Raw genomic sequence first — 11,010 nt, 5'->3', positions numbered from 1 at the left:
GGGCCAGCGGCAGCGCCGACAGCAGGCGGGCGCTGTCCACGTCCGCCCGCAGCTCGCGCTGGCCCAGCGAGACCAGGGCGATGGCCTGGAGCGAGGTGCCGCCCAGAGCGACGAACGATTCGGTGGCGGCCGCCGCGCTCACCTGTTCGGGGGTGCCGCCGAGCACCCGCGCGGCGAGCGGCGCCCAGGCGGCGAGGTCGGGGGCGATCATCAGGCGGTCTCCGCCGCCGGACGCTCCAGCGGCACCTCGCTCGCGACCTTGCGCAGGTCGGCGAAGCGGGGGTTCTCCAGCACGTGGCCGAACATCACCGCGAGGTTGAGTTCCTGGCGGATCAGGGTGCTCAGCCGCAGCGCGCTGAGCGAATGGCCGCCGAGGTCGAAGAAGTCGTCGTCGTCGTCGACGGTGTCGACGCCGAGAACCTCCATCCACAGCTCCTCGAACTCGGCCACCCAGGTCCGGTCGTGTACGTCGCGCATCAGTGTCGCCTCTCTGTGGTCGGGTCGGCTCCGGGTGCGTCCAGGTAGTGCCGGGTGGCCGCGAAGGGGTAGGTGGGGGCGGGCAGCCGGCGGCGGCCGGTGTCGTGCACGGGATCCCAGGCGTCGGTGAGACCCAGCTGCCACAGCGCGCCGACGGTCGCCAGCAGTCGGGCGTGCCGGTTGGCGGGAAGCGGCGGCTGGTCGGCGTCCAGGTGCGGGGTGACGCTGGTGCCGACCTCGATCCAGAGCACCGGGTCGGGCACGTCGGGGGGCGGCGTCGACGTCGGGGGACGGAGGGCCGCGGCCCGCCAGAAGGCGCTGTCGTCGGGCCGCCCGTCGATGAGCAGGGGCAGAGCGGCGGGGTGCAGGCGTACCCCGGGGTCGTCGGTGTCGCGCAGCAGCGCCAGCGCGTCCGCGAGCGACATCACCCCGGCCACGACGGCGGCGGCCACCGCGCCGACACCGTCACCGGCCAGAGCGCGCGGGGTGACGCCCCGGCTGCGCAGCGACCGGGTCAGGCCGACGCAGGCCAGCAGCCGGTCGCGGCGTTCCCGGACCGAATCGTCCAGGTCGTGGCCACGCAGCAGCGCGACGCCCTCGTCGACGGTCCGCCGGTACACCGGGTCGGCGTCGTAGTTGGGTCGGTTGCCGGTCACCGCACCGGCCCCGGTGAGGTGCAGCGCCACCCCGCGCGCCCGAGCCGTCGCGTCGACCTTGCGCAGCCGGGCGACCCCGTCGGTCACGCCGGTCAGGACGGCGGCCCGCCAGGGCAGCTCGGCGCGGCCGGTCCGCAGTGTGTACGCGAGGTCGGCCAGGTCCCCGGGCGCGGTTCCCGCCGCGAACGCGGTGACCCGGTCCAGGCTCTCCTGCGCCACCCCTGCGGTCTTCGCAGAGACCAGGACGAGCTGCGGGACGTGCCGGCGGGGTCGGGCCGCGATTGGCGGGGCCTCCTCCAGCACTACGTGGGCGTTGGTGCCGCCGATGCCGAAGGCGCTCACCCCGGCGCGGCGTACGCCGTCGACAGGCGCCCAGGGTCGGGCGGTCGTCGGCAGCTCGAACACCGAGCCGTCCAGTCGGATCGCCGGGTTGGGCGTACGGAGGTGCGCGATCGGAGGAATCGTCCGGTGCGTCAGGGCCAGGACCGTCTTGATCATGCCGACCACCCCGGCGGCGGTGTCCAGGTGTCCGACGACCGACTTGACGGCGCCCAGCGCGCAGGGCGCCCGGTCGGGCCGGGCGGAGTCGAACACCTGCCGCAGCGCCGCCACCTCGATCGGGTCGCCGAGCGCGGTGCCGGTGCCGTGCGTCTCGACCAGGCCCACGGTGTCCGGGTCGACGTCGGCCACCTCCAACGCCGCCGCGATGACGGCGGCCTGACCGGTCGGACCGGGCGCGGTGAAGCCGGCCTTGCGGGCGCCGTCGTTGTTGACCGCGGAGCCACGGATCACCGCGTGCACGGTGTCGCCGTCGCGCAGCGCGTCGGTGAGGCGCTTGAGCACCACCACGCCCGCTCCGTCGCCCGGTACCGTCCCGTCGGCGGCGGCGTCGAAGGCGCGGCAGCGACCGTCGGCGGAGAAGATGCCGCCGGGCTCGTGCAGGTGTCCGCGCCGGGTCGGCGGGGCGACGGTGGCAGCGCCGGCCAGTGCCACGTCGGCGTCGTAGGTGAGCAGCGCCTGCGTCGCCTGGTGCACCGCGACGAGCGACGTCGAGCAGGCGGTCTGCACAGTCAGCGCCGGCCCCTGAAGGTTCAGCTTGTAGGCGATCCGGGTGGCGGCGAAGTCCTTGTCGCTGCCGATGATCACGCCCAGGCCACCGGCCGCCTCGACCGCGCGCTCGTTGGGCCACACGTTGTCCAGCAGGTAGACGTTGAGCCCGGTGCCGACGTACACCCCGACCCGGTTGCCGTCGGCGGCGACCGGCGGGTGGCCGGCGTGCTCCAGGGCCGCCCAGGCGCACTCCAGCAGAATCCGCTGCTGGGGGTCCATCAGGGCGCTGTCCGACGGTGAGTAGCTGAACAGCCGGTGGTCGAAGCGGTCCGCGTCGGTGAGCACCGCGCGGGCCGGCACGAAGCCCGACCGTTCCACCAGATCCTTGGGTACGCCCCAACCGACGAGCTGCTCGGGCGTGAAGACGCTGACGGCGTCGACGCCGTCGTGGACGTGTCGCCAGAACCGGTCCAGGTCGCGTTCGGCGCCGGGGACCCGGATGGCCATGCCGACCACCGCCACCGCGGCGCTGTCGTCCAGCTCAGCCACGGCCGGCTCGCACGCTGCGCCGCCGGTCGGCCAGCAGGGCGCGGCCCTGGCGGCGCTGCGCCGTGTTGGGGTCCGCGACGACGGGCGCGGTGTGCTGGAGCGCCGCCGCGCAGCCGGCGATCGTGCCGCAGCGGAAGAGGTCGGTCACCGAGACGTCCAGACCCTCCTCGGACATCCGCTGCTGGAGCGCGATCAGCGCGAAACTGTGGCCGCCCAGGTCGAAGAAGTTGTCGTGCAGCCCGACGTCGGGCCGCCGCAGCACCTCGACCCAGCAGGCCCGGATCCGTTCCTCCAACCCGGTGCCGACCACTGAGGCCGGTGGCCGCGACGGCGCGGTGACCGTCCGTGCCGCCCGGCTGTCGGCCAGCAGGCGGGGAAGGTCCACCTTGCCGTGCGCGGTGAGCGGGATGGTCGCCACGGTCAGGATCCGCGACGGCACCATGTACGCCGGCAGTGTCTCGCGCAGGTGCGCCCGCAGGTCGTGCTCGGCGTCCGGGCCGATCCCGTGGACCACGAACGCGACGAGTTCGTCGTCCTCGGCGGCCACGGCACACGACCGCACCGCGGCGTGGGTGAGCAGGGCCCCCTCCACCTCGGCCAGCTCGACGCGGTAGCCGCGCACCTGCACCTGCGTGTCGTTGCGGCCGAGGTACACCATGCTCCCGTCGAGACCCCACTTCACCACGTCGCCGGTGCGGTACATGACCCCGCCGCCGTACGGGTCGGGCGGGAACCGCGCCTCGGTCAGCTCCGGGTTGTCCAGGTAGCCGTGCGCCACGAGCGCGCCGCCGCAGTACAGCTCGCCGGGCACGTTGAGGCCGGTCGGCCGCAGGTCCTCGTCGAGGACGTAGCAGCGCGCCGACGGCAACGGCACGCCGATGGCACCCTCGGGGACCCGGGGCACGTCGGCGGCCGACGCCTGGAAGATCGTGACGTGGATGGTGCCCTCGGTGATGCCGTACATGTTGACGAACACCGTTTGCAGACCCGGCGCGTCGGCGATCAGCGACGCCAGCCGCGACCAGCTCAGCGCCTCGCCGCCAAGGACGACGTAGCGGATGCGGGAGGTCTCGTCTTCCTCGAGCGCCCGCAGGTACGGCGGCAGCAACCGGTAGAGCGCGCCCGGGGTCTGGAACAGCACGGTGACGGCCTCGCGACGCACCAGCCGGGCCAGCCGTTCCCGGTCCACCAGGTCGACCCGCTCGGCGATGACCAGCCGGGCGCCGGTGGTCAGCGCGCCCCACATCTCCCACACCGACGCGTCGAACGAGAACGAGCTGGCCGCCAGCCACACGTCGGCGGCCGTGACGTCCAGGCCCGCCGGGGTCGGGCTGTTCAGCGCGTCCAGGCCGCCGTGCCCGACCAGGACCCCCTTGGGTACGCCGGTCGAGCCGGAGGTGTAGATGACGTACGCCGGGTCGTCCGGCCCCGGGAAGGTCTCCTCGATCACGGAGATTCCGTCGAGGGTGTGCGCGTCGGCCAGGGGCGTCCCGCTGTCGCGGGTGAGCGCCGCGGCCGCCTCTGCGGTCTCCGGGTCCACCACGAGCACCGCCATCCCGGCGTTCGCGGCGATCAGTTCGAGGCGCTGGCGCGGGTAGTCCGGGTCCAGCGGCACGTAGACGCCGCCGAGCTTCCACACGCCCAGGATCGCCGCGACGACCGCCGGTGAACGGCCGAGCAGCAGCCCCACCCGGACGCCGGGGCGGACACCGCGGTCGGCCAGGCCCGCCGCGATCCGCCCGGCCCACCGGTCCAGCTCGGCGTAGGTGATCTCGACGTCCCGGTGGCGTACGGCCACCGCGTCCGGGGTCGCCGCCACGTGGTCGGCGAAGCGACGCAGCACCGACGGGTGCGTAACCGGCGCCGACGCGAGCGGCGGGTTCACCCCCTCGGTGAGCTGCGCCCGCTCGGCCTCGTCCACCATGGACGGCTCCCGCTGCTCCTCGTCGACGATCGACCGCAGGAACGTCAGGTAGTGCGTGAGCAGCGTGCCGACGGTCTCCGCCCTGAACAGCTCGGTGCTGTACTCGGCGCGCAGGAACGGCACGTCGGTGGAGACGTCGAGGGTCAGGCCCAGGTCGAACTTGGTGACGTCGATCTCGACGTCGACCTCGGTCAGCCGTACCCCGGCGAACTCGGGGAACGCGAACGGGAAGTTCTGCACCGTCAGCGAGGTCTGGAACAGTGGCGCGTGGCTGAGCTGCCGCTCCCCCACGGTGGCCCGCACGATCTGCTCGAACGGCACGTCCTGATTGGCGAAGGCCGCCATGCTGGTCCGTTGTGCCCGGTCCACCAGCTCGGTGAAGCTCGGCCGGCCGGACACGTCGAGCCGGATCGGCAGCGTGTTGACCAGACAGCCGACCAGGCGCTCCTCGGCGTCATCCATCCGGTTCGCCACCGGAACGCCGACCACCACCTCGTCCTGGCGCACGTACCGGGACAGCACCGAGGCGTACGCGGCGAGCGTCACCGCGAACAGCGTCACGCCCCGCGCCCGCCCCCACTCCCCCAGCCGCCGCACCAGTTCCGGCTCGACCGGGCGGCGCAGCACCGCGCCGGTGGTGCCGAGCACGCTCGGGCGGGGGAAGTCGGTGGGCAGCGCCAGTTGCGGCACGTCGACCAGCGCCGCACGCCAGAAGTCGAGGCCCGAGCTGTCCCGTCGCCACGTCTCGTGCTGCCGCTCGGCGTACGCCAGGTAGGACTCGGCGGGCTCCTCGTAGGCGGCCACCGACCCGTCGACACCGGCGTCGTACTCGGCGGCCAGGTCGCGCAGGAGCAGACCCACCGACCACCCGTCGCAGGCGATGTGGTGCACGAGCACCGCGAGGCCGTGCTCGTCCGGGCCCCAGGAGCGCAGGTAGGCCCGCACCACCGGCCCGTTGGCGAGGTCGAAGGGCTGCCGAGCCTGCTCGGCGACGAGCGTCCGCAGGTGGGTCTCCTGGGTGGCGCGATCGACCCACCCGTCGGCGGTGATGTCGACGTCCACAGCGGGCGTCGACGACACCCGCTGGGTGAGGACACCGTCGACCACCGCGAACGTGGTGCGCAGCGCGTCGTGCCGGGCGACCACCCGGGTCAGGGCCGTGCGAAGGGCCTCGGGTCGCAGCGCACCGCGCAGGTGCACCGCGAAGGCCACCACGTACGCCGGGTTTCCGGGCTGGAGCTGATCGAGGAAATAGAGGCGTTCCTGGGCGAAGGAAGCACGACCGGTACGAACCATGCACCGATCGTGCGGCCCGGCACGTCCCGCGCGGCAGAGCACGTTCTCCTGCCCCACCAGGAAAAGCTCCCGGTCGCGTCGGCGACACGTCGCCTCGGTCCCCCGGGCACGGCGCGGCCCCGGCCCGACGCGGGTTGCCGTCAGACCGGGGCGGTGGTCGGCCGGTCAGTACTCGCCGCGCCCGAAGGCCGCCAGCTCGGCGGAGTGCAAGGGATTGCTGACGTACGTGGCGCCGATCGGGGCCGTCACCCGGCACCAGGCGTCGAGCCGGCCCACGTCGATGCCGGCGGCGCTCGCCAGCTCGTCGCGGCGGCGCACCATCTCCGCGCGGTCCAGACCCTCCAGCACGTAGTCCACGGCGTCGAAGCAGGGGTCACCGGCGCACGCCATCGGGTCGATCGCCACCAGGCCCCTGCCTCCGCCATTGAGCACGTTGCCGAGGTGCAGGTCCCCGTGCAGCAGCACGGTGTCGGTGGGCACCGCGAAGAGGTCGTCGCGCAGCCGCTTGGACCCGCTCAGGTCGGCGCCCCGGCGCGTCGCCGAGTTGAACAGCACGTCGATCCAGTCCGCCAGTTGACGGGGAGCGGCAGCCGGGTCGCCCGCGCCGTGCAGATCGGTGAGGAAGGCGGCGTACTCCCGCGGTGAGGGCGGCTGCGGCATCTTCTCCACGAGGGTGCCGGGGTGGATCGCTTCGAGCAGGACGGCGCCCTTGGCCGACTCCCGCACCGCCGGCACCCGTTTGCTGGAGGCGAACTGGCGCAGCATGTCTACCTCCTCCCGCACGGCGTAGCTGTCCGGGGACAGCTTGAGCACCGCGTCGCCGAGCGGGCCCACGCACCGGAACACCACCGAGGAGTTGCCGGACTTGAGCGGGTCACCGAGAGTTAACTCCCACTGCTCGACGAGGTCGTCGAGCCGCTGGCGCAGCGTGCCCACCCAGCGGTGCGCGGCCCGGCCGAACCGTGGCTCCAGTCGGTTGGCGATCGCGTCCTGGTCCAGGCTCATCCCGCTCACCCCCGCACCGACCGCGTGCCGGCGTACGCGGCCGCGCCCGGCGCCACGACACCACGCCTGCCGGTCAGCAGAACGCTGCCACCACGCACCACTGGTGAATGGGAGCCGGGCGGCCCGGGGCGCCCCAACCGCGCCCGGCGGGCGACCTCGATCGCCTCGTACCGGTCAGAAACGTTCAATTTGCTGAAGATGATGGAAATATGATTGCTGACCGTTTTCGGGGACAGATTCAGCTTCGCGGCGATCGCCACGTTGCGCATACCCGAGGCAATCAATTCCAGCACCTCCCGCTCGCGGGCTGTCAGCTCCGGGAAGAGCTGCTGATTGCGGGGCTCCAGGCTCAGTTGCCCGATGAGCTTGTCGGCCACCCGGGGGCCGAGGATGACCTCACCCGTCGCGAGGCCCCGGATCGTCCGGACGATGCCGTCGCCCGGGCAGCTCTTGAGCACGTAGCCCCGGGCGCCCGCCCACATGGCCGCGAGTATCGCGTGTTCGTCCTCGACCGCGGTGAAGACCAGCACCGCTGTCGAGGGCGACACCCGGTTGATCTCCTGGATCGTCACCCCCGCCTGGAACCCCGGCAGCTCGACGTCGAGAACGAGCACGTCGGGACGTGTGGCGGTGGCCAGCGCCAACGCCTCCCGCGTGGACGCCGCCTCACCTGTCACGGCGACCTCAGCCGACGGCGACAGCAGGGCGTGCAGGCCCCTGCGCACCACCGGCTGAGCGTCGGCCAGGACCACCGTCACCGCGTCGGGTTGTGTCTCCGCCGCGACTTCCTCCGGACACCGCCTCATGTTCCGAGTCAGTTCCGAGACCGAGCCAACGCTGACCATCTATCCACCTCACCCCGTCCGAACGGCCCGCGGTGTCTTAGTCGCGCGGGGAAACGCCGCGGTAGCGCCGACCCCGCGTCGTGATGAACATCTACTCACGGCCAACAGAACAACACAAGAAGTGATCCCGGGAACGGGCTCGGTCAGCCTTTTGACGCATCGAAAAACCGAACCAGACTTTCCGTCTTGGCCCTGACGAAGCCGTCCACAGCGGACCTTTCACAGACGGTCGACGTGCCGCCGGCCCCGGGAGTCCACGGGAGAATTTCCCGGCCGATCCGGGACGTCGTCCCGTACGCACTACACCTGTCGCCCTGTCCGCCGGACACCGCCGTCGCCAGGATTGACCCATGCCCTTGTCACGAGTGACGGACGTTGTCGCCGGCCTGGTACCGACCGACCCGCTCCGCAGGAAGCTGATCGCGATCCGACTGGCCGAATCCATCGGCAAGGGAGTCTTCCTCAGCGGCAGCATCGTCTACTTCACGCTGCGTGTCGGACTCGACGCCCGGCAGGTGGGCCTGGGCCTGTCGGCCGCAGGCCTGTCCGCCTTCCTCTCCTCGGTCCTGTTCGGTGTGATCGCCGACCGGGTGGGCGCCCGCCGCCTGCTCGTCATCCTGTTCGCCGCGCTGGCGGTCGGATTCGGGCTCTACAGCCTCGTCGACAGCGCGACCGCCTTCTTCGCGCTGGTGGTCACCGTCGGCTTCCTCGAGTACGGCACCGGCCCGACCAACGGGGCCCTCATCGGCAACCTCGTGCCCGCCGAGGAGCGGGTGAAGCTCAAGGCCATGATGCGCTCGGTGTTCAACATTGGATTCAGCATCGGCATCGGCGTGGCGGCCGTCGCCGCCCTCAGCCAACGGCTGCTCGTGCTGATCCCCCTCACCACTGCCGCGTTGATGGCCGGCGCCGCGCTCCTCGTCACCCGCCTGCCCGACGTGCCGCCGCGTCCCGCACCGGTGGGCTTCAGGCGTTTCGCCGCAGTCCGCGACCCACGCTTCCTCGCGGTGATCGGCGTCTCGACGATCCTCGCCTCGCACGTCAGCATCATCCTGGTGACGATGCCGCTCTGGGCGCTCAACCGCACCGACCTGCCGCACTTCCTGATTCCTCTGCTGCTGATCGTCAACACCGCGTTCGTCATCCTGTTCCAGGTACGGGCCAGCCGGGGCGCGGACACCGTGCACGGCGCCGGTCGGCTCGCCCGGCGCTCCGGCTACTGGCTGGCCGGCGGCTGCGCGGTCCTGGCGGTGACCGCGCTCGACGACAACGTGGTCCTGGCGTCCGTGGCGATCGTCGCCGCCGTGCTGATCCTCTCCGTGGCCGAGGTGATGCAGGCCGCCTCCGGTTGGGGGCTCGCGTTCGGCCTCGCCCCCGAGCACGCTCAGGGCGAGTACCTGGGGGCGTTCGACCTGCACGTGATCACGCAGAACATCATCGGCCCGGCGGCGCTCTCCGGCCTGGTCATCGCCTTCGGCTTCTGGGGATGGCTGGGCATCGCCGTCGCCGCGCTCGTCGCCTCGGCGCTGATCATTCCGGCCGCCAACCACAGCGCTGTCACGCTGGTCCGCGAGACGGCCCCGGCCTCCACGACCTGAGAGGGTGGTTCGGGAGGTGCCGTTCGGTGTGAAGAGCCCGGCGAGGTCCTGCCAACGGTGATGGTCGGCGTAGCGGACGTACCGGGCCATGACGCCCGACACCTGCGGCTCGCGCCCGAGCAGGAGGGCACCTCACCGCGCACCAGCACGTCCGCAACCCGTTTGCCGGTCGACGAGCGGGCCCCCAGAAGCCGGCCCGGTCGGAGACAGTCGCGAGCCGGTCCTTGAGAGCCTTGTGCTTGTCCGACTCGACGCCGGGTGGTCCCTCGCGGCGGAGCGGTTGAGGTGTACGGCCTGGCGAAGCCCCGGTCCCGTCCGGACTCCCCTGCATCCCCCCGTTCACCTTCGTCGCCGGTATCGGGCCGGCCCTGATCTTCGTTCGCGCCCGGTCACGAACGACCGCGCGCGGGCCGCCGTGTGATGCAGTCCGGGACAAGGCCACCTCGGCTTTCGCCCGAGCGCTGGCCCATGGCGGGAGGAGTTGCCGGAGTAGCCCTCTACACGGATCGGATCCAGGTAACGGACCGGGACGCGATCGTGCACCGTGATTGTGCTGGTGCGGGCGCAGGAAACGCGGGTGCCCAGGAGCAGGATGTCGAAAAGGTCGCTGATGGCATTGACGCGGAACTTGCCGTCGCCGGTGCCGACGAGGCCGGAATGGCAGTGGACGCAGCGGTACGCGAGCAGGGCAGGGGGCGTGCGCCGATGGGTCCAGGACGAGACGATATGAGGATGCGTAGACATGATCCCTCTGAAGACCTGACGGAAGGCATGGGAGAGGAGCCGACGGCGACGTCGGCGACCGATGCACGGGGAAGGTGTCAGGGCTAAAGAGCAGGCGGCGTCACGCGGGGTGAAGTCCCTCCGTGAGTGGGTCGGAGAAGAAGGATCCACGTGCAAAGTAGGGCGGGACGGGCCGGCGAGCCACCCTTTTTCATGATGACCAGCACTGCGGGTCGGAGTCGGCGAAAAGGCGAACTTCGCCTGGGACTTCCAGTCGCCGCCCGTTCGCCAAAAGGGACCACAAGAACATCGTGTCCTGGCACGTGGACGACAAGGGACCCTCCGGGAAGGCCACCCGTGCAAACCCTGACCCGCCGCGCCCTCAACCGCGCCACCCTCGACCGGCAGTTGCTCCTGCGCCGCGCCGACCTCACTCCGCTGCAGGCCATCGAGCACCTCGTCGGCCTGCAGGCCCAGACCCCGCACACCTGGTACGTGGGGCTGTGGAACCGGCTCACCGAGTGCCGACCCGAGGACATCGGGGCGCTGCTCACGCAAGGACGGGTAGTGCGGATCGCTCTCATGCGCTCGACGGTCCATCTCGTCAGCGCGTCCGACGCGCTGGCGCTACGCCCGCTCGTACAGCCGGCGTTGGACCGCGACCTGTTCGCCAACCACACACACGGCCGGTCCATGCGCGGACTGGATACCGCAGAACTCGTCGCTGCAGGCCGGGAACTCCTCGACGAGCAGCCGCGCACCCCGGGCGAACTGGGCCGGTTGCTGGCTCAGCGGTGGCCAGATCGGAACCCCGCCAGCCTCGCCTACGCGGTTCGCAACCTGCTGCCGGTCGTGCAAACCCCGCCGCGCGGCGTCTGGGGCGCCAG

The 11,010-nt window shown here is 71.9% G+C and carries 8 protein-coding genes and 1 pseudogene; 2 read left to right on the top strand and 7 right to left on the bottom strand.

Annotated features, from left to right (window positions below):
• The 6 genes from KBX53_RS10020 to KBX53_RS09995 all read right to left on the bottom strand — a co-directional run.
• Nucleotides 1-211 (bottom strand): phosphopantetheine-binding protein (locus tag KBX53_RS10020; protein WP_210858779.1); only part of this gene is annotated, 211 nt, incomplete at its 3' end.
• Nucleotides 211-477 (bottom strand): phosphopantetheine-binding protein, encoded by a 267-nt coding sequence (locus KBX53_RS10015; protein WP_030330983.1) that lies wholly within the window; start codon nt 475-477, stop codon nt 211-213. The genes KBX53_RS10020 and KBX53_RS10015, both read right to left, overlap by 1 nt.
• Entirely contained in the window at nt 477-2,732 is a 2,256-nt protein-coding gene (locus tag KBX53_RS10010) for a polyketide synthase (protein WP_210858778.1), read from the bottom strand. Before KBX53_RS10010 ends, KBX53_RS10015 begins: the two co-directional genes overlap by 1 nt.
• On the bottom strand, nt 2,725-5,952 hold the full coding sequence (locus KBX53_RS10005) for a non-ribosomal peptide synthetase (RefSeq protein ID WP_210858776.1): 3,228 nt from the start codon (nt 5,950-5,952) through the stop codon (nt 2,725-2,727). The genes KBX53_RS10010 and KBX53_RS10005 overlap by 8 nt, the downstream gene beginning before the upstream one ends.
• Before the next feature lie 165 nt (nt 5,953-6,117).
• Entirely contained in the window at nt 6,118-6,957 is an 840-nt protein-coding gene (locus tag KBX53_RS10000) for an aminoglycoside phosphotransferase family protein (protein WP_210858774.1), read from the bottom strand.
• 5 nt (nt 6,958-6,962) lie between these two features.
• A complete protein-coding gene (locus KBX53_RS09995) occupies nt 6,963-7,715 on the bottom strand; it encodes a response regulator transcription factor (RefSeq protein WP_210858773.1) in 753 nt (250 codons plus the stop codon).
• Nucleotides 7,716-8,152: 437 nt separating this feature from the next.
• On the opposite strand from KBX53_RS09995, the gene KBX53_RS09990 reads away from it, so the two are divergent.
• On the top strand, nt 8,153-9,400 hold the full coding sequence (locus KBX53_RS09990) for an MFS transporter (RefSeq protein ID WP_210858771.1): 1,248 nt from the start codon (nt 8,153-8,155) through the stop codon (nt 9,398-9,400).
• Between the two features lie 12 nt (nt 9,401-9,412).
• On the opposite strand, the pseudogene KBX53_RS37285 reads toward KBX53_RS09990, so the two are convergent.
• Nucleotides 9,413-9,490 (bottom strand): annotated as a pseudogene (locus KBX53_RS37285) (nuclear transport factor 2 family protein); the annotation flags it as partial.
• Between the two features lie 990 nt (nt 9,491-10,480).
• On the opposite strand from KBX53_RS37285, the gene KBX53_RS09980 reads away from it, so the two are divergent.
• Nucleotides 10,481-11,010, top strand: a 530-nt coding sequence (locus KBX53_RS09980) for a crosslink repair DNA glycosylase YcaQ family protein (RefSeq protein ID WP_210858769.1), incomplete at its 3' end; no start/stop codon positions are given.

It is taken from the genome of Micromonospora sp. M51 (genome assembly GCF_018070305.1).
In the GTDB taxonomy this organism is placed as follows: Bacteria; Actinomycetota; Actinomycetes; order Mycobacteriales; family Micromonosporaceae; genus Micromonospora; species Micromonospora parva.
The sequence above is the reverse complement of the archived record's forward strand: the minus strand, read 5'-3'. Positions and strand labels throughout refer to the sequence as shown.

Coding starts and splice junctions, on each gene's coding strand:
- KBX53_RS10015 (WP_030330983.1), bottom strand. CDS start 477: ATGCGCGACGTACACGACCGGACCTGGGTGGCCGAGTTCGAGGAGCTG.
- KBX53_RS09990 (WP_210858771.1), top strand. CDS start 8,153: ATGCCCTTGTCACGAGTGACGGACGTTGTCGCCGGCCTGGTACCGACC.
- KBX53_RS10005 (WP_210858776.1), bottom strand. CDS start 5,952: ATGGTTCGTACCGGTCGTGCTTCCTTCGCCCAGGAACGCCTCTATTTC.
- KBX53_RS10000 (WP_210858774.1), bottom strand. CDS start 6,957: ATGAGCCTGGACCAGGACGCGATCGCCAACCGACTGGAGCCACGGTTC.